Consider the following 17,671-nt stretch of genomic DNA (forward strand, 5'->3'; position numbering starts at 1 on the left):
CGGCGTCCGTCACGACCACCGGGAGTCCCGATCACCGCGCAGCCGCCACCGCCGTCCGAGGACGGTCCGACCGGCCACGACGCGACCGGTCCGGATGCCGCCGGTCCGCCGGCCGGCGACGACGACGTGCAGGGCACCGAGGTCGGCCTGGTCGCCCGTGTCCGCGCCGTGCTGCGGGTGCCCGACTTCCGCAAGCTCTGGCTCTCCACCGCGCTGTCCAGCTTCGGCGACTGGCTGGGCCTGCTGGCGATCACCGCCACCGCCACCTCGCTGGTCGACGGGTTCGCCGCCGCCAACTTCGCCCTGGGTGGCGTGCTGCTGTTCCGCCTGCTCCCGGCGATCGTGCTCGGGCCGCTGGCCGGTGCCTTCGCCGACCGGTTCGACCGCCGCCGCACCATGGTGGTCACCGACGTGCTGCGGTTCGGCTTCTTCGCCTCCATCCCGCTGGTGGACAACCTCGTGTGGCTGTTCGTCGCCCAGTTCGTCATCGAGGCGCTGAGCCTGTTCTGGATCCCGGCGAAGGACGCCGCGGTGCCGAACATGCTGCGCAAGGACCAGCTGGAGCCGGCCAACCAGCTGTCGCTGGTGACCACCTACGGTCTGACCCCGGTGGCCGCGGCCGTCGTCTTCGCCGTGCTCACCACGATCGGGGAGCGGATCAGCGACCTGCTGGCGGTCAGCGCCGTGGACCTGGCGCTGTACGTCAACGCGCTCACCTTCCTGGTCGCGGCGGTCGTCATCTGGAACCTGCCCTCGATCAGCGGACGCCGGGCCGCCGGCGTGAAGCCGGTGCACGAGGAGAGCTTCCTGGCCTCGCTGGTCAGCGGCTTCTCCTTCGCCGGGCACACCCCGCTGGTGCGCGGGCTGGTCGTGGGCATCACCGGCGCGTTCGTCGCCGCCGGCGTGGTGATCGCCACCGGCCAGGCCTTCGCGCTCTCCCTCGGCGGCGGCGAGGCCGCCTACGGGCTGCTGTTCGGCGCGGTGTTCATCGGGCTGGGCACCGGCATCGCCTTCGGGCCGAGCGTCGCGCGGGACCTGGCCCGGGAGCGGTTGTTCGGCGTGGCCATCGTGGCGGCCGGCATCGCGGTGTCCCTGCTGGCCTGGACCCCGGAGCTGTGGATCGCGCTGCTGCTGGTGGTGGCCATGGGCTTCTTCGCCGGCATCGCCTACCTGGCCGGCTTCACCCTGCTGGGCACCGAGGTCGACGACGCCGTCCGCGGCCGCACCTTCGCCCTCGTGCAGTCACTGGTGCGGGCCGGGCTGATCGTGTCGCTGGCGCTCACCCCGTTCGCGGTGGGCCTGCTCGGCCGGCACGTGCTCGACCTCGGCATCGGGTCGCTCACCGTCACCGGCGAGCGCCTGCTGCTCGGGCTGGCCGGTCTGGTGGCCGTCGGCGTCGGGGTGGGCGCCTACCGGCAGATGGACGACCGGCGGCCGGTGCCGCTGGTCCGCGACGTCGTCACCGCCCTGCGCCGGGACACCACCGCGCGCCGGCGGCTGGCCGGCGGCGGGGTGTTCATCGCCTTCGAGGGCGGCGAGGGCGCCGGCAAGTCCACCCAGGTCCGGCGGCTGCAGGAGTGGCTCACCGCCGACGGCCTGGTCACCCGGGCCACCTTCGAGCCCGGTGCCACGCCGTCCGGGGCGGGCATCCGGCGGATCGTGCTCGACCCGGACACCGTCGGGCTGGCCGCCCGGGCCGAGGCGCTGCTCTACGCCGCCGACCGGGCCCAGCACGTGCACGACGTGCTGCGCCCGGCCCTGGACGCCGGGGAGGTGGTGATCACCGACCGCTACGTGGACAGCTCGCTGGCCTACCAGGGCGCCGGCCGCGTCATCCCGATGGACGACGTGCGGATGATCTCCCGCTGGGCCACCGAGGGCCTGCGCCCGGACCTGACCGTGCTGCTGGACCTGCCGCCGGAGGTGGGCCTGGCGCGCGCCCGCGGCCGGGGCACCGCCGACCGGCTGGAGGCCGAGTCGCTGGACTTCCACCAGCGGGTGCGCCGCACGTTCCGGGCCCTGGCCGAGTCCGACCCCGGTCGCTACCTCGTGCTGGACGCCACGCAGGACCCCGACCAGGTGGCCGCGGCGGTGCGGGAACGGGTCGGCATGCTGCTGGCCGGGCTGCCCCGGCAGGCGGCGGCCGCCCCCGCCGACGGGGCTGGTGGCTCGTGACCGACGGCGTCTGGGACGACGTGGTCGGGCAGCCGGCCGTCGTCGCCGAGCTGCGCACCGCGGTCCGTGAGCCGGCCTCGATGACGCACGCCTGGCTGTTCACCGGGCCGCCGGGGTCCGGGCGGTCGGTGGCCGCCCGGGCGTTCGCCGCCGCGCTGCAGTGCCCCGCCGGGGGCGACGGCACCTGCCACGCCTGCCGCACCGTGCTGGCAGGGACGCACGCCGACGTGCACCGGGTGGTGCCCGAGGGCCTGTCGATCGGCGTCGCCGAGGTGCGCGAGATCGTCCGCACCGCCGGGCGGGCGCCGTCCCAGGGCCGGTGGCAGGTCGTCCTGATCGAGGACGCCGACCGGATGACCGAGCAGGCCACCAACACCGTGCTGAAGATGCTGGAGGAGCCGCCGCACCGCACGGTGTTCCTGCTGTGCGCGCCCTCGCTGCACCCCGACGACGTGCCGGTCACCATCCGGTCGCGCTGCCGCGTGGTGGGCCTGCGCACACCGGAGGTCGAGGCGATCGCCGACGTGCTGGTGCGCCGCGACGGGGTCGACCCGGCGCTGGCCGCGTGGTCGGCGGCGGCCTCCGGCGGGCACGTCGGCCGGGCCCGGCACCTCGCGCAGGAGGAGGACGCCCGGCTGGCCCGCAAGGCGGTGCTGGACGTGCCGCTGTCGCTGGTGTCGCTGGCCGCGTGCCTCAACGCCGCCGACGACCTGGTGGCCACCGCGAAGGACGAGTCCGACCGCACCACCGCCGGCATCGACGGCGCGGAGACCGAGGCGGTGAAGGCGAGCCTCGGCGTGGGCGCGCGCGGCCCGGGGATGGCCGCGGCGAGCCGGGGGGCCGGCGCGCTCAAGGAGCTGGAGAAGCGGCAGAAGTCGCGGGCCACCCGGCTCGGCCGCGACTCGCTCGACCGGGCGCTGGTCGACCTGGCCGGGCTCTACCGGGACGCGCTGGTGCTCGACTCCGCCGGCCCCGACGTCCTGTCGTCCGCCGTCCCCACGCTCAACCACCCCGACCGGCGCGCGGACGCCGTCGAGCTGGCCCGGAAGATCGGTGCCGAGGGTGCGCTGCGCCGCATCCAGTGGGTGCTGGAGGCGCGCACCGCCCTGGAGCAGAACGTGAAACCGCAGGTGGCGATCGAGGCGCTCACCGTGCGACTGCGACTCCCGGGATGACGCCGGAGGTGCTGCCCGGCCGGCGGCGGCCGGTGTCGTAGGCTCATCCCCGCACGTACGCCGCCTTAGCTCAGTCGGTAGAGCATCTCACTCGTAATGAGAAGGTCGTCGGTTCGATTCCGACAGGCGGCTCCACGCCACCCCACCCGCTCACCCGGCCGGTTCCCGCAGGCCCAGCAGCCGGTCCATCAGCCGCAACCGGTACGCCAGCCCCAGGGCACCGAACCAGACGACCAGCGCCGGCAGCACCGTGGTGTACACCGGCGGTGCGGCGCCGGTCAGCCCGAACAGGTCGCTGGTCACCGGGGTGACCAGCGCGGCGACCAGCACCACGAGCAGCCCGAGGACCAGCCAGGCCGGCCGGCGGTCACCGGTGTACGCCGTCCAGGCGGCGAAGAGCCGGGCCGGCGGCTTGAGGTAGAGCACCAGCAGCACCGAGGCCAGCGACACGAACGTGGACAGGCCGGTCTGCGCCCCGATCGTGGCCGCGGCGGCGGCGAAGTCGCCGTCCACGCCGTAGGTCAGGCCGGTGTACCGCTCGAAGTCGGCGATCACCTGGGCCGGCACCCGGGAGGAGGCGAAGCCACCGGCCACCTCGGTGTAGAGCACGGCGTAGACGGTGGCCCCGCCCGCTGCGGTGAGCACGGCGGCGGGGATGACGAAGCGGGCCAGGGTGCGCAGCACGTGCGGGTCCGGGGCGGTCGGCCGCGCCCACGCGGTGAGCACCAGGCTGGGCAGCCCCACGGTGAACAGCGTCAGCCCGCCCTGGGCCGGGGAGTACGGGAATCCCAGACCCAGCATGGTCACCACCACGATGACCAGCCCCTGGGTGGCCACCCGCGCCAGGAACACCTGCGCGGAGGTCGTGATCCCGTCGATGATCCGGCGGCCGGTCCGCCGGGCCGGCGCCAGCGCGGCCAGCGAGTCGTCGGTGAGCACGATGTCGGCGACGTCCCGGGCCACGGCGCTGCCGCTGCGCATGGCCACACCCACCTGCGCCGCCTTGAGGGCCAGCGCGTCGTTGACCCCGTCCCCGACCATCGCCACGTACCGGCCCTGCCGGCGCAGCGAGGTGACGATCCGCTCCTTCTGCTCCGGGGCGACCCGCCCGAACACGGTGCCCCCGGCGACGACGCCGTCCAGCTCGGCGTCGGAGAGCTGGTCGAGGTGCCCGGCGTGCACCGGCACGGCGTCCGGCAGGCCGGCGCGGGTGGCCAGCGCCGCGACCGTGTCCGGGTCGTCGCCGGACAGCACCTTCAGCTCGATGCCCTCCGCGGCGAACCGGGCCAGCGTCTCCGGCACGTCCGGCCGCAGCTCGTCGGCCAGCGCCACCAGGGCCACCAGTTCCAGCTCGGGCAGCGCCGGCCGCTCGTCGGCGCCCCGCAGCGGCGCACCCGGCGTCGTGGCCCGACCCAGCACGAGCACCCGCAGGCCCTGCGCCGTCCGGGACCGCACGTCGACGTCGGGGTGCGGGCCGGGCGCGGCCGGCACCAGCACCTCCGGCGCACCCAGCACCCAGGTGTCGTCGCGGGTGCGCAGCGCGCTCCACCGCCGCGACGAGGTGAAGGCCACCTCCTCGACCACCGGCACCGGCTCCGCGGGCAGGTGCGCGGCCAGCGCCGCGCTGGTCAGGTTCGGCGCCCCGGTGCTGCGGGCCACCGCGCCGAGCGCGGCGGTGACGTCGTCCAGCGTGTGAGCGCCCAGCGGCAGCACCTCGGTCACGGTGAGCCGGCCGGTGGTCAGCGTGCCCGTCTTGTCGGTGCACACCACGTCGACGTTGCTCACCGACTCCACGGCGTTGACCCGCTGCACCAGCGCACCCTCCCGCGAGCTGCTCACCGCGCCGACGGTGTAGCTCAGCGCGATCATGAAGAACAGCCCGTAGGGCACCAGGCCGGACAGCACCGCGGAGGTCTGCACCACGCGCAGCAGGGAGTAGCCCTCCAGCACGGTCTGGGCCAGGATCGCCCCGCCCATCAGCACGACCAGGACCATGGTCAGCCGGATGACGAAGGAGATCCGCTGCTGCAGCGGGGTGCTGTCGGTGGAGTCGCGGCGGGCCTGGGCGGTGAGCCGGTTGGCGTAGCTGGCCGGTCCGACGTCCCGGGCGAGCTGCGTGCCGCCGCCGCCCACGCAGTGGCTGCCGGACAGCAGGTCCGCGCCCGGGCCACGGACCTGGGCCTCGGACTCGCCGGTCAGCAGCGACTCGTCCACCTCGACCCGGCCGGTCAGCACCGGCCCGTCGACCACCAGCTGGTCCCCGGGGCGCACCGCCAGCACGTCACCGCGCACCACCGCCTCCGGTGGCACCTCGGTCTCCCGCCCGTCCCGGACGACGACGACGGTGCCCCGCGCCAGCAGCTGCAGCCGGTCGAGCTGGCGCTTGGCGCGGATCTCCTGGGCGGCGCTGATCCCGGCGGTGATCACGCCGAGCCCCACGCTGATCAGCGCGTCGCTCCACCGGCCCAGCGCGAGCAGCGCGACCCCGATGGTGAACAGGATCATGATGTAGAAGGAGAAGACGTTGGTCCGCAGGATCCGCGCGTAGGTCCGCGAGGTGCCGGTGACCGAGACGTTGCCCTCGCCCCGGGCGCGCCGGGCGGCGGCCTCGCTGCTGGTCAGGCCGACGGGGGCACCGGTCTCGGCCGCGCGGGTCTGGGACGTCACGGCACCAGGATGACGGCACCGGCCCGGTGCGTCGTCGGCGGCAGCCCGGTCGGGTGAGGTGTCGGTGCAGGCCGGGGGCACGGACGCAGACGGCGACGCACCCGGTGGGTGCGTCGCCGTCGGTCGTCCGGGAGGGCTCGGCGGCCGCTCGCGGAGGAGGGCCGGTCGGTCGGGAGGTCAGTGCTTGGCGTCGCGGGCGCGCCGGAAGGAGGCCTCGATCTCGGCCTCGGCCTCGGCCCGGCCGACCCAGTCGGCGCCTTCCACGCTCTTGCCCGGCTCGAGGTCCTTGTAGGTCTCGAAGAAGTGCTGGATCTCCAGCCGGTCGAACTCCGACACGTCCGTGATGTCCTTGAGGTGGGCCATCCGGGGGTCGGTGGCCGGCACGGTGAGGACCTTGTCGTCCCCACCCGCCTCGTCGGTCATCCGGAACATGCCGATCGCCCGGCAGGTGATCAGACACCCCGGGAAGGTCGGCTCCTCCAGGAGCACGAGCGCGTCGAGCGGGTCACCGTCCTGTCCTAGCGTCTCCTCGATGAACCCGTAGTCGGCCGGGTACCGCGTCGAGGTGAACAACATCCGGTCCAGCCGGATGCGTCCAGTGGCGTGGTCCAGCTCGTACTTGTTCCGCTGGCCCTTGGGGATCTCTACCGTCACGTCGAACTGCACGCTGGGTAGTGTGGCCCACGAGGTGCCGGACCTGCAGGGGAAGGTCCTCCGAAGGGGGGTGGGGGCGGTCACGACGCCTGCTCCGACGACCCGCGCCGCCCGCCGGCAGCAGGCCGCGGCCGCCGCGCCGCGCCGCACCGGCGCCACCGTCGCGATGGTCCTGGTCATCGTGGTCGCGCTGCTGCTCACCGCCGTCCTGCTGGTGCTGCGGGGTGGCGGTCCCGCCGGTGCCGGGTCGGCCGCGGCACCCGTGCCGGACGCCGTCCTGCCCGCGGTCGGCGACGCCCCGCCGGTGCTCGCCGACCTCGACCCGGACGCGCCGCAGCCCACCGCGCTGGACTCCACCCTGGCCCCGCTGCTGGCCGACCCGGCGCTCGGGCGTGGCCTGTCCGCCCAGGTCGTCGACGCCCGCACCGGCACCGTGCTCTTCGACCGCGACGGCTCCGACCCGGGCACCCCGGCCTCGACGGCGAAGCTGCTCACCGCGGTCGCCGCGCTCACCACCCTGGACCCGGCCGCCACCCTCCCGACCACGGTCGTCGCCGGCGCCACCCCCGGCGAGGTGGTGCTGGTGGGCGGCGGCGACCCCACGCTGTCGCGCACCACGCCCTCGGCCACCTACCCGGGCGCACCGACCGTCGACGACCTCGCCCGGCAGGTGACCGCCGCCCTCGCCGGGGCCCCGGTCACCTCCGTCGTCGTCGACAACTCGTTGTTCAGCGGGCCGCTCACCGCCGCCGGCTGGGGCGCCGACGACGCGCCGTCCACGTACGCCGCGCCCGTGACGGCGGCCGCGGTGGACGGCGCCCGCCTCGCCCCGGGCGGCCTGGCGCGCAGCGGGCAGCCCGGCACCGACGCCGGGGTCGCCCTGGCCCGCGCGCTCGGCGCCCCGTCGGTGCCGGTGACGCTGGGCGCCGCGCCGCCGCAGGCCCGGGAGCTGGGCCGCGTGCAGTCCGCCCCGGTGGCCCGGCTCGTGGAGCAGGCGCTCTCGCTGTCGGACAACCTGCTGGCCGAGACCCTCGCCCGGCACGTGGCCCTGACCCGCGGCCTGCCGGCCACCTTCGAGGGCGCCGGCACCGCGGTCACCGACGCGGTGCGGGAGGCGGGCATCGACGTCACCGGGGTGGTCCTGGGTGACGCCAGCGGCCTGTCCGCCGGGGATCTTGTGCCGGCCACCACCCTGACCGGCCTGCTCCGGGCCGCCGGCGACGGTAGCCTGCCGGCCGCCGCCGACCTGCTCTCCGGGCTCCCGGTCGCCGGCTTCGACGGCACGCTGGCCGACCGTGGCGACCCCACCGGCGGCGCCGCCCCCGGCTCGGTCCGGGCCAAGACCGGCACGCTGCTCGGGGTCAACGCGCTGGCCGGCACCGTGCTCACCGCCGACGGCCGGCTGCTGGTGTTCGCCGTCCTGGCCGACGGAGCGGTGGGCGGGCTGGACCCCACCGAGGCGGCACTGGACCGGGTCGCCGCCGCCCTCGCCGGCTGCGGCTGCCGCTGACCCACCCGCGCAGGACCGACACGAACAGCCCGCAGAGATGGCCATCTCTGCGGGCTGTTCGTGTCGATCCTGTCCGTGGCGGCACGACGCTGCCCGGGGTCGCCCACCGGCCGGTCCGCGGCGGCGGGGGCGCGCCGGCCCGACGTTAGGGTGGGGCGATGAGCAGCCCCTCGTCCCTGGTCGACTGGGATCTCGCCGGGCGCACGGCCCGCCGGCTGCTCCGGCCCGGCCCGGCCACCACCCGCGAGGAGGCCGCCGCGGTCGTCCGGGAGCTGCACGAGGCCGCCGCGCTGGCGGTGTCGCACGTCGAGGGGCTCACGGGCCTGCACCCGGTGCCCGGTGGCCCGGAGCCCACCGTCGCCGTGGTGGACCGGCCCGGCTGGGTGGACGCCAACGCCGCCGGCATGTCCGCCCTGATCACCCCGCTGGCCGCGGCGCTGCAGGAGAAGCAGGGCCGGCAGTCCGGCCGGCTGGCCACCGCCGTCGGGTCCCGGGTCACCGGCGCCCAGGCCGGCGGTCTGCTCGCCTTCATCTCCTCCCGGGTGCTCGGCCAGTACGAGGTCTTCGGCACCGACGGCCGGCTGCTGCTGGTCGCGCCCAACATCGTGGAGACCGAGCGGCGCCTGGGCGTGGACCCCTCGGACTTCCGGCTGTGGGTCTGCCTGCACGAGGTCACCCACCAGCTGCAGTTCACCGCCGTCCCCTGGCTCAAGCCCTACCTCGAGGCGCAGATGGGCGAGTTCATCGAGGCCACCGACCTCACCCCCGACCTGCTGCGCGAGCGCCTCGGCGACGTCGTCCGCAGCCTGTCCGACGCCGTCCGCGGCACCCCCACCGCCGACGACGACGCCCCGCAGGGGCTGATGGCGCTGGTCAGCGACCCCGCCCAGCGCGCGGTGCTGGACCGGGTCACGGCGGTCATGAGCCTGGTCGAGGGGCACGCCGAGTTCGTGATGGACGGCGTCGGCCCGGACGTCGTGCCCTCGGTGGTGACCCTGCGCAAGCGCTTCAACCAGCGGCGCAAGGGCCGCGGGCCGATCGACCGCGTGCTGCGCCGGCTGCTGGGCCTGGAGCAGAAGATGCAGCAGTACGCCGACGGCCGGCACTTCGTCTCCGGCGTGGTCGCGCAGGTCGGCATGACGGGGTTCAACACCGTGTGGACCGGTCCGGAGACGCTGCCGCTCAAGGAGGAGCTCACCGCTCCTGAGCAGTGGGTGCAGCGCGTGCTGGGCGTGAGCCCGGCCGTGCACGCCTGAGCCCCGCACCCGTCGTGGCCGGGCCGCACCCCGCGGTCGCCGCCCTGCGCGTCGCGGTGCGCCCCGGGCTGGCGCGTGCCGCGGGCAGGACCGTGCTGGTCGGCTGCAGCGGGGGAGCGGACTCGGTGGCGCTGGCCGCCGCGCTCGCCGTCGAGGCGCCCCGGGCCGGGGTGCGGTGCGGGGCGGTGACCGTCGACCACGGGCTGCAGCAGGGCTCGGCCGCGCGCGCCGCGGCCACCGCGGAGCTGGTGCGCGGGCTGGGCCTGGACCCGGTGCTGGTCGCCCGCGCCGAGGTCGCCGCCGACGGCGGGCCGGAGGGCGCCGCCCGCGCGGCGCGGCTGGCCGCCGTGCGCTCGGTGGCCGGCACGGTGGCCGGCCCGGTGACGGTGGCCCTGGCGCACACGCTGGACGACCAGGCCGAGACCGTCCTGCTCGGCCTCGGCCGCGGCTCCGGGCCGCGCTCGGTCGCCGGCATGGTCGAGCACCGGGACGACGGGGACCTGCGCTGGTGGCGACCGCTGCTGGCCGAGCGCCGCGGCACCACCCGCGCGGCGTGCCGGGCGCTCGGGCTCCCGGTGTGGGAGGACCCCTGGAACACCGACCCGGCCTACCGCCGGGTGCGGCTGCGCACCGAGGTGCTGCCGCTGCTGGAGGACGCCCTGGGCGGCGGGGTCGCACCCGCGCTGGCCCGCACCGCCGCGCTGCTGCGCGAGGACCTCGACGCCCTCGACGCCCTGGCCGCCGCCCGGCTGGCCGCGCTGCTGGAGCCGGCGGGCACGCTGCCGGCGGCACCGCTGGCCGACCTGCCGCCCGCGCTGCGCCGCCGGGTGCTCCGCGGCTGGCTCACCGGCGCCGGCGTGGCCGACCTGCAGTCGGTGCACCTGCTCGCCGTCGACGCGCTGGTGACCGGCTGGCGCGGGCAGCGGGCGGTGAGCCTGCCGGGCGGTGTCGGGGTGGTCCGGCGGTCTGGCAGGCTGGCCCTCGAGCCCACCCGGGTCCCGGGGGGCGCCGCCGCCCGTCCCGGGCCGGTGCACGACAGCCGAGGAGACCCGAGCGTGAGCCAGTCCGTCCCCGCACCCGAGGCAGCGGCCGCCGGCGAGCCGGCCCCCGGGAGCCCTGTCGACGGCCCGCTGGGCCCGGACCACGGCTACGGCCCCGACATCGACCACGTGCTGCTCACCGAGGAGCAGATCCAGCAGAAGATCCGCGAGCTGGCCACGAGGATCGCGGTCGACTACGCCGGCCGCGAGGTGCTGCTGGTCGGCGTCCTCAAGGGCGCGGTGCTGTTCATGAGCGACTTCGCCCGCGCCCTGCAGCTGCCCACCCAGATGGAGTTCATGGCCGTCTCCTCCTACGGGTCGGCCACCAGCTCCTCCGGCGTCGTCCGGATCCTCAAGGACCTGGACCGGGACATCACCGACAAGCACGTGCTGGTGCTCGAGGACATCATCGACTCCGGCCTCACGCTGTCCTGGCTGCTGAAGAACCTGGGCGGCCGGCGCCCGGCGAGCCTGGAGGTCTGCGCGCTGCTGCGCAAGCCCGACGCGGTCAAGGTCGACGTGCCGGTGAAGTACATCGGGTTCGACATCCCCAACGAGTTCGTCGTCGGCTACGGCCTGGACTACGCCGAGCGCTACCGCGACCTGCCCTACATCGCCACGCTGAGGCCCGAGGTCTACAGCTCCTGAGCCACCGGCCCCGCCGCGGGCGGGGTCCGGCGTCGTCGTCCCTCGTCCAGGTGGGGGTCGGCCTTCGTCGAGCGGGCGCACAGCATCCCCGGTGTACCGTCGTCGCAACGACGTCGCCCTCTGCGGCGGGGGCCTCTCCCGGCCGTACGCGGCGTCCGGTGACGTTCAGGAGGGTCGACGGGCAGGCGGGGCACGCGCTCCCCAGCCCGGCATCTGTGTATGGACCGTAAGAAGCTCTTCCGCAGCCCCTGGCTCTGGGTCGTGTTCGTCGCGGTCCTCGCCGCCGTCGCGCTCTCCAACATCGGGGGCAACGGGGGCTACGAGCAGGTCTCCACCTCCACCGCGCTGGCGCAGCTGGCCGACGGCAACGTCACGTCGGCGACGATCAACGACAAGGAACAGACGCTCGACCTGGACCTGTCCCAGGCGGTCGACGGCAACCAGAAGATCACCGCCTCCTACCCGGTGGGTGCCTCCGAGCAGGTCTTCGACCTCGTCCGGGACGCCGAGGGCAACGGCCTGTCCTTCGACACGAACGTCACCGAGGAGAGCGTGCTGCTCAGCGTGCTGCTGAGCTTCCTGCCCATCCTGCTGCTGCTCGGGCTGATGTTCTGGCTGTTCAGCTCCATGCAGGGCGGGGGCCGCGGCGTGATGGCCTTCGGCAAGAGCAAGGCCAAGGTGGTCAGCAAGGACACCCCGAAGACCACCTTCGCCGACGTGGCCGGTGCCGACGAGGCCATCGAGGAGCTCCACGAGATCAAGGAGTTCCTGCAGGAGCCGGCCAAGTTCCAGGCCATCGGCGCGAAGATCCCCAAGGGCGTGCTGCTGTTCGGCCCGCCCGGGACCGGCAAGACGCTGCTCGCGCGGGCCGTCGCCGGCGAGGCCGGGGTGCCGTTCTACTCGATCTCCGGCTCGGACTTCGTGGAGATGTTCGTCGGCGTCGGCGCCAGCCGGGTCCGCGACCTCTTCGAGCAGGCCAAGACCAACGCCCCGGCGATCATCTTCATCGACGAGATCGACGCCGTCGGCCGGCACCGCGGCGCCGGCATGGGCGGCGGGCACGACGAGCGCGAGCAGACGCTGAACCAGATGCTGGTGGAGATGGACGGCTTCGACGTCCGTGGCGGGGTCATCCTCATCGCCGCCACCAACCGGCCCGACATCCTGGACCCGGCGCTGCTGCGGCCCGGCCGCTTCGACCGGCAGATCGCCGTCGACCGCCCCGACCTGGAGGGCCGCAAGGCCGTACTGCGGGTGCACGCCACCGGCAAGCCGCTGGCCCCGGAGGTCGACCTGGACACGGTCGCCCGGCGCACACCCGGCTTCACCGGCGCGGACCTCGCCAACGTGCTCAACGAGGCGGCGCTGCTCACCGCCCGGCACAACGGCACGGCGATCACCGACGCCGCCCTGGAGGAGGCGATCGACCGGGTCACCGCCGGCCCCGAGCGCAAGACGCGCGCCATGAGCGACAAGGAGAAGAAGGTGACCGCCTACCACGAGAGCGGTCACGCCCTGGTCGCCCACGCGTTGCCCAACCTGGACCCGGTGCACAAGGTCACGATCATGCCGCGTGGGCGGTCCCTGGGGCACACGCTCGTGCTGCCCACCGAGGACAAGTACACCCAGACCCGCTCGGAGATGATCGACACGCTCGCCTACGCCCTGGGTGGCCGGGCCGCGGAGGAGCTCGTCTACCACGAGCCCACCACCGGTGCGGGCAACGACATCGAGAAGGCCACCGCGATGGCCCGCTCGATGGTCACCCAGTACGGCATGAGCGCCAAGCTGGGCGCGGTCAAGTACGGCAGCACCGACTCCGAGCCGTTCCTCGGCCGGGACATGGGCTCGCGGCCGGACTACTCCGACGCCGTGGCCGCGGACATCGACGCCGAGGTGCGCGCGCTGATCGAGCTGGCCCACGACGAGGCCTGGGAGATCCTGGTGGAGTACCGGCCGGTGCTCGACCAGCTGGTGCTGGAACTGCTGGAGAAGGAGACGCTGAGCCGCGAGGACATGGCGCGCATCTGCGCCGGCGTGGTGAAGCGGCCCAACCTGGCGCCGTACAACGGCTTCGGCAAGCGGGCGCCGTCCGACCAGCCGCCGGTGCTCACCCCGGCCGAGCGCGCCGGGGCCAACGGCGCCTACGCCGGCAACGGCAACGGCCACCACGGGACCGGCCACGGGGCCACCGCGGTCGGCGACGTCAACGCCCCGGCGTCGCAGCGATGAGCCGCGGCGCCAGCACCACCAGCGACCGGGCCGGCTCCGACGTCGGCCCCATCGTCGCCGGCACGTCCCGCGACCGCACCGCGACCGACGGGATCGACGCCCCCCGCGCCGAGGCCGCCGTCCGCGAGCTGCTGCTGGCCGTGGGGGAGGACCCGGACCGCCCCGGCCTGCTGGACACCCCGGCGCGGGTGGCCCGGGCCTACGGCGAGCTGTTCGCCGGCCTGCGCCAGGACCCGCTGGACATCCTCTCCACCACCTTCGACGAGCACCACGACGAGCTGGTGCTGGTCAAGGACATCGCCATGTACTCCACCTGCGAGCACCACCTGGTGCCCTTCCACGGCGTGGCGCACATCGGCTACGTGCCGGGCGTCGACGGCCGGGTCACCGGCCTGTCCAAGCTCGCCCGGCTGGTCGAGGTGTACGCGCGCCGTCCCCAGGTGCAGGAGCGGATGACCACCCAGATCGCCGACGCGATGGACGAGGTGCTCAAGCCCCGCGGGGTCATCGTCGTCATCGAGGCCGAGCACCTGTGCATGGCCTCGCGCGGCATCCGCAAGCCCGGCGCCCGCACCATGACGTCGGCCGTGCGCGGCGTCTTCCGCGAGGACGTCGCGACGCGTGCGGAGGCGATGAGCCTCATCCTCGGGCGGTGACCCCCTCGCTGCTGCCGTGGCCGGGCCGCTGCGTGGTGATGGGCGTCCTCAACGTCACGCCCGACTCGTTCTCCGACGGCGGCTGCTTCGCCGACACCGCCTCCGCGGTGGCGCACGGGCTGGCGATGACCGCGGCGGGCGCCGACTACGTCGACGTGGGCGGGGAGTCGACCCGGCCCGGCGCCGACCGGGTCGCCGCGGGCGAGGAGTGCCGCCGGGTGCTGCCGGTGGTCAGCGAGCTGGTCGCCGCCGGTGTCCGGGTCAGCGTGGACACCACCCGGGCCGAGGTGGCCGCGGCGGCACTGGAGGCCGGTGCCGTGCTGGTCAACGACGTCAGCGGCGGGCTGGCCGACGCCGGCATGGCCCCGCTGGTCGCCGAGGCCGGCGTGCCGTGGGTGCTCATGCACTGGCGCGGCCACAGCCGGGAGATGCAGGCCGCCGCGCACTACGGCGACGTGGTCACCGAGGTCTGCGCCGAGCTGACCGCCCGCGTGGAGGACGTCGTCGCGGCCGGGGTGGCGCCGGAGCAGATCGTGCTCGACCCCGGGCTCGGCTTCGCCAAGGGCGCGGCACACAACTGGTCGCTGATCGCCGGGCTGGACCGGATGGTGGCCCTCGGGCTGCCGGTGCTGCTCGGCGCCTCCCGCAAGAGCTTCCTCGGCCGGCTGCTCGCCGCCCCCGACGGCACCCCGCGTCCCGCCGACGAGCGGGACGCCGCCACCCTGGCCACCACCGTGCTGGCCGCCCAGGCGGGTGTCTGGGGCGTGCGGGTGCACGACGCCGGCCCGTCCGTCGACGCCGTGCGCACCGTCGCCGCCGTCCGGGCCGCCCGTGCCGAGCAGAGGAGAGACCGTGCCTGACCAGATCGCCGTCCGCGGCATCACCGCCCACGCCCACCACGGCGTCTACGGCTTCGAGCGCGAGCAGGGCCAGACCTTCCGGGTCGACGCCGTGCTCGACGTGGACACCGCGCCGGCCGCCGCCACCGACGACCTGCAGGAGACGGTCAACTACGCGGAGCTCGCCCAGCAGCTGCACGCGGTGCTCACCGGGGAGCCGGTGGACCTGATCGAGACCCTCGCCCAGCGGCTGGCCGACGTCTGTCTCGCCTCGCCGCTGGTGGACGCCGTGCAGATCACCGTGCACAAGCCGGACGCCGACCTCGGCGTGCCCGCCGACGACGTCACCGTGTCCATCCGGCGCGAGCGGGCCTCGGGTGACGGGACGGGCGGGCGATGACCGGTCCGGGCCGGACCCGGGTGGTGCTCTCCCTCGGCGCGAACCTCGGCGACCGGGCGGCGACCCTGCGCGCGGCGCTGACCGAGCTCGCCGGGGACGGGCTGGTCGCCCGGTCCACGCTCTACGAGACCCCGCCCTGGGGCCCGGTCGAGCAGCCGCCGTACCTCAACGCGGTCGCCGTCGTCGTCGGGGAGCGCGACGCCGCAGGCTGGCTGGCCCGGGCGCACGAGCTGGAGGACGCCGCCGGCCGCACCCGGGACGTGCGCTTCGGCCCGCGCACGCTGGACGTCGACCTGGTCACCGTCACCGCCGCCGACGGCACGCCGGTGCTCAGCGACGCACCGGAGCTGACCCTGCCGCACCCGCGGGCGCACGAGCGGGCGTTCGTGCTGGTGCCGTGGCTGAGCCTGGACCCGCGGGCCGTGCTGCCCGGGCACGGGCCGGTGGCCGACCTGCTGGCCGCGCTGCCCCCTGAGGACGTCGCCGGGGTCGTCGGCTGGGACCACCTGGCGTGAAGCCGCTGCGCCGGCGGGAGCTGGTGGCCCTGGGGGCGGTCGTCGCGCTGCTGAGCTGGCTGCTGGTGCGCCGGTTCTACGGCGACCTGCCCGCGCTGGACTGGTGGCTGCCGGTGCCGGTGGGCGCGCTCGCGGTGGCCGAGGCGCTGGGCGCGCGCACGCTGTCCCAGCGGCTGGCCGAGGAGCGTGCCGCCCGGGGTGCGGCCCGGGGCGAGGCGTCCGCCGCCCGGGGGAGCGAGGCCGCTGCCCGCACGGCGGCGGCCGGCGGACCGGCGCCGCTGGCCCGCCGGGTCGAGCCGATGCTGGTGGCCCGGCTGGCGGTGCTCGCCCAGGCCAGCGCGGTGACCGCCGCCGCCATCGCCGGCCTGTGGTTGGGCGTGCTGCTGCACACGGTGTCCGAGCTGAGCCGGCTGGCGGCCGCGCCGGGCGACGCCCGCACCGCGGTGGTCGGCGCCGTCCTGGCGCTCGCGCTCGCGGCCTCGGCGCTGTACCTGGAACGCATCTGCCGCGTCCCGGACTGACGGCCCCGACCGCCGGGGTGCGGACGGGCGGGCCCACCGGGCTCACCACCGTCCGTCCCGGCTCACCAACGTTGGTGAGCCCGGCGCGACGGTGATCAGCTCAGCTGATCGACGCTGCCGGCGCCGGGTCCGCCCAGCCACCCCGGCGGGGGAGGGGCGTCAGCCGACGGTGGTCAGCGCGGCGCCGGCGGTCTCCGGCGCGGTGCCCTCGACCGAGCGGCGCAGCGCCGCGTGCAGCGACTCCGGGGTGAGCACGCCCAGGAACCGGCTGCCGTCCAGCACGGCGACCCAGCCGGCCTCCAGCTGCAGCATCTGGGCGAAGGCGGTCTTCAGCGTGGCGTCGTGAGGCACCCACGCCTCCATCCGCTTGCCCGCGGCCCCCACCGTCCCCGAGCCCTCGGCCCGCTCCTGGGAGATCCAGCCGTGCAGCTCGTCGTCCGGGCCGAGCACCACGGCCCAGCGGGCCCCGGCGCCCTGCATGGCGGCTCGGGCGGCGGCCAGGTCGTCGTCCACCCGGACCACCGGGGGGTGCTCCAGGTCGGCGGCGTCGATGCCGGTCACCGCCAGCCGCTTGAGCCCGCGGTCGGACCCGACGAAGTCGGCGACGAACGGGCTGGCCGGGCGGCCGAGGAGCTCGGCGGGGCTGGCGAACTGCTCGACCTTCCCGCCCTCGCTCATCACCGCGATCCGGTCCCCGAGGCGCACGGCCTCCTCGATGTCGTGGGTGACGAAGACGATCGTCTTGCGCACGGTGTCCTGGATGCGCAGGAACTCCGTCTGCAGCCGCTCGCGCACCACCGGGTCGACGGCGGAGAACGGCTCGTCCATCAGCAGCACCGTCGGGTCGGCGGCCAGCGCCCGGGCGACGCCGGCCCGCTGGCGCTGGCCGCCGGAGAGCTGGTGGGGGTACCGCCTGCCGAAGGTGGCCGGGTCCAGGCCGACGACGGCGAGCAGCTCGTCGACCCGCTCCCGGGTGCGCTTCTTGTCCCAGCCGAGCAGCCGGGGCACGGTGCCCACGTTGGCGCGCACGTCCTGGTGCGGGAACAGGCCCACGTTCTGGATGACGTAGCCGATCCGGCGGCGCAGCAGGTTCGGGTCGACGCGGGTCACGTCGTCCTCGCCCAGCAGGATCCGGCCGGTGCTCGGCTCGATGATCCGGTTGATCATCTTCATGGTCGTCGTCTTGCCGCAGCCGGACGGACCGACCAGCACCGTGAGCTCACCGGCCGCGAAGGTGAGGTCCAGTTCCTGCACCCCGACGGTGCCGTCGGGGTAGACCTTGCTGACGCCCTGCATGCGGATCGGCTCGGCTCCGCCGGTGTCCGCGAGGACCTGCTCGGCGCGGGGGGCAGTAGCGTCCACGGTGTGACCTTCCTGCTGGGC

14 protein-coding genes and 1 tRNA gene are annotated in these 17,671 nt (G+C 75.3%); 12 read left to right on the top strand and 3 right to left on the bottom strand.

The window, feature by feature from the left end:
* The first annotated feature begins 126 nt into the window (after positions 1-126).
* The 3 genes from tmk to G1H19_RS21185 all read left to right on the top strand — a co-directional run bounded on the left by tmk (position 127) and on the right by G1H19_RS21185 (position 3,485).
* The gene (tmk, locus tag G1H19_RS21175; protein WP_235928125.1) at positions 127-2,175 is read left to right on the top strand and encodes a dTMP kinase; all 2,049 of its coding nucleotides are present in this window, start codon (positions 127-129) and stop codon (positions 2,173-2,175) included.
* Positions 2,172-3,350: a DNA polymerase III subunit delta' gene (locus G1H19_RS21180; RefSeq protein ID WP_162392985.1), complete on the top strand. Its 1,179-nt coding sequence runs from the start codon at positions 2,172-2,174 to the stop codon at positions 3,348-3,350. The genes tmk and G1H19_RS21180 overlap by 4 nt, the downstream gene beginning before the upstream one ends.
* 59 nt (positions 3,351-3,409) lie before the next feature.
* Positions 3,410-3,485, top strand: a tRNA-Thr gene (locus G1H19_RS21185).
* A gap of 15 nt (positions 3,486-3,500) precedes the next feature.
* On the opposite strand, the gene G1H19_RS21190 is transcribed toward G1H19_RS21185, so the two are convergent.
* Together G1H19_RS21190 and G1H19_RS21195 are read right to left on the bottom strand one after the other, a co-directional pair.
* A complete protein-coding gene (locus G1H19_RS21190; protein ID WP_162392986.1) occupies positions 3,501-6,017 on the bottom strand; it encodes an HAD-IC family P-type ATPase in 2,517 nt (838 codons plus the stop codon).
* Positions 6,018-6,194: 177 nt separating this feature from the next.
* Positions 6,195-6,683, bottom strand: a complete 489-nt coding sequence (locus tag G1H19_RS21195; RefSeq protein WP_162392987.1) for an inorganic diphosphatase — start codon at positions 6,681-6,683, stop codon at positions 6,195-6,197.
* 58 nt (positions 6,684-6,741) lie between these two features.
* Between G1H19_RS21195 and dacB the strand changes: the two genes are divergently transcribed.
* From dacB to G1H19_RS21240, 9 genes are all read left to right on the top strand, one after another.
* A complete protein-coding gene (gene dacB / locus G1H19_RS21200) occupies positions 6,742-8,181 on the top strand; it encodes a D-alanyl-D-alanine carboxypeptidase/D-alanyl-D-alanine endopeptidase (RefSeq protein WP_235928126.1) in 1,440 nt (479 codons plus the stop codon).
* 158 nt (positions 8,182-8,339) lie between these two features.
* Positions 8,340-9,437, top strand: coding sequence for a zinc-dependent metalloprotease (locus G1H19_RS21205; protein WP_152729565.1), 1,098 nt, complete (start codon positions 8,340-8,342; stop codon positions 9,435-9,437).
* Positions 9,438-9,451: 14 nt separating this feature from the next.
* Positions 9,452-11,125 carry a hypoxanthine phosphoribosyltransferase gene (gene hpt, locus G1H19_RS24965; protein ID WP_322099363.1) on the top strand — a complete coding sequence of 558 codons (1,674 nt, stop codon included), beginning with the start codon at positions 9,452-9,454 and terminating at the stop codon, positions 11,123-11,125.
* Positions 11,126-11,344: 219 nt separating this feature from the next.
* On the top strand, positions 11,345-13,357 hold the full coding sequence (gene ftsH, locus G1H19_RS21215) for an ATP-dependent zinc metalloprotease FtsH (RefSeq protein WP_152729566.1): 2,013 nt from the start codon (positions 11,345-11,347) through the stop codon (positions 13,355-13,357).
* Positions 13,354-14,013, top strand: coding sequence for a GTP cyclohydrolase I FolE (gene folE / locus G1H19_RS21220; RefSeq protein WP_152729567.1), 660 nt, complete (start codon positions 13,354-13,356; stop codon positions 14,011-14,013). The genes ftsH and folE overlap by 4 nt, the downstream gene beginning before the upstream one ends.
* Entirely contained in the window at positions 14,010-14,873 is an 864-nt protein-coding gene (gene folP, locus G1H19_RS21225) for a dihydropteroate synthase (protein ID WP_235928127.1), read from the top strand. Before folE ends, folP begins: the two co-directional genes overlap by 4 nt.
* Positions 14,866-15,252, top strand: a complete 387-nt coding sequence (gene folB / locus G1H19_RS21230) for a dihydroneopterin aldolase (RefSeq protein ID WP_162392988.1) — start codon at positions 14,866-14,868, stop codon at positions 15,250-15,252. The genes folP and folB overlap by 8 nt, the downstream gene beginning before the upstream one ends.
* Positions 15,249-15,767: a 2-amino-4-hydroxy-6-hydroxymethyldihydropteridine diphosphokinase gene (gene folK / locus G1H19_RS21235; RefSeq protein WP_152729568.1), complete on the top strand. Its 519-nt coding sequence runs from the start codon at positions 15,249-15,251 to the stop codon at positions 15,765-15,767. The genes folB and folK overlap by 4 nt, the downstream gene beginning before the upstream one ends.
* Positions 15,764-16,288 (top strand): DUF3180 domain-containing protein, encoded by a 525-nt coding sequence (locus G1H19_RS21240; protein ID WP_162392989.1) that lies wholly within the window; start codon positions 15,764-15,766, stop codon positions 16,286-16,288. Before folK ends, G1H19_RS21240 begins: the two co-directional genes overlap by 4 nt.
* Positions 16,289-16,447: 159 nt before the next feature.
* On the opposite strand, the gene G1H19_RS21245 is transcribed toward G1H19_RS21240, so the two are convergent.
* Positions 16,448-17,650 (bottom strand): ABC transporter ATP-binding protein, encoded by a 1,203-nt coding sequence (locus G1H19_RS21245; RefSeq protein ID WP_235928128.1) that lies wholly within the window; start codon positions 17,648-17,650, stop codon positions 16,448-16,450.
* Between the last annotated feature and the right edge of the window lie 21 nt (positions 17,651-17,671).

It is taken from the genome of Goekera deserti, assembly GCF_010685995.1.
Lineage (GTDB): Bacteria > Actinomycetota > Actinomycetes > Mycobacteriales > Geodermatophilaceae > Goekera > Goekera deserti.

Bases quoted from the DNA above. Each gene is read 5' to 3' on its own strand.
- G1H19_RS21205 (WP_152729565.1), top strand. From the start codon at position 8,340: ATGAGCAGCCCCTCGTCCCTGGTCGACTGGGATCTCGCCGGGCGCACG.
- ftsH (WP_152729566.1), top strand. From the start codon at position 11,345: ATGGACCGTAAGAAGCTCTTCCGCAGCCCCTGGCTCTGGGTCGTGTTC.
- folE (WP_152729567.1), top strand. From the start codon at position 13,354: ATGAGCCGCGGCGCCAGCACCACCAGCGACCGGGCCGGCTCCGACGTC.
- folK (WP_152729568.1), top strand. From the start codon at position 15,249: ATGACCGGTCCGGGCCGGACCCGGGTGGTGCTCTCCCTCGGCGCGAAC.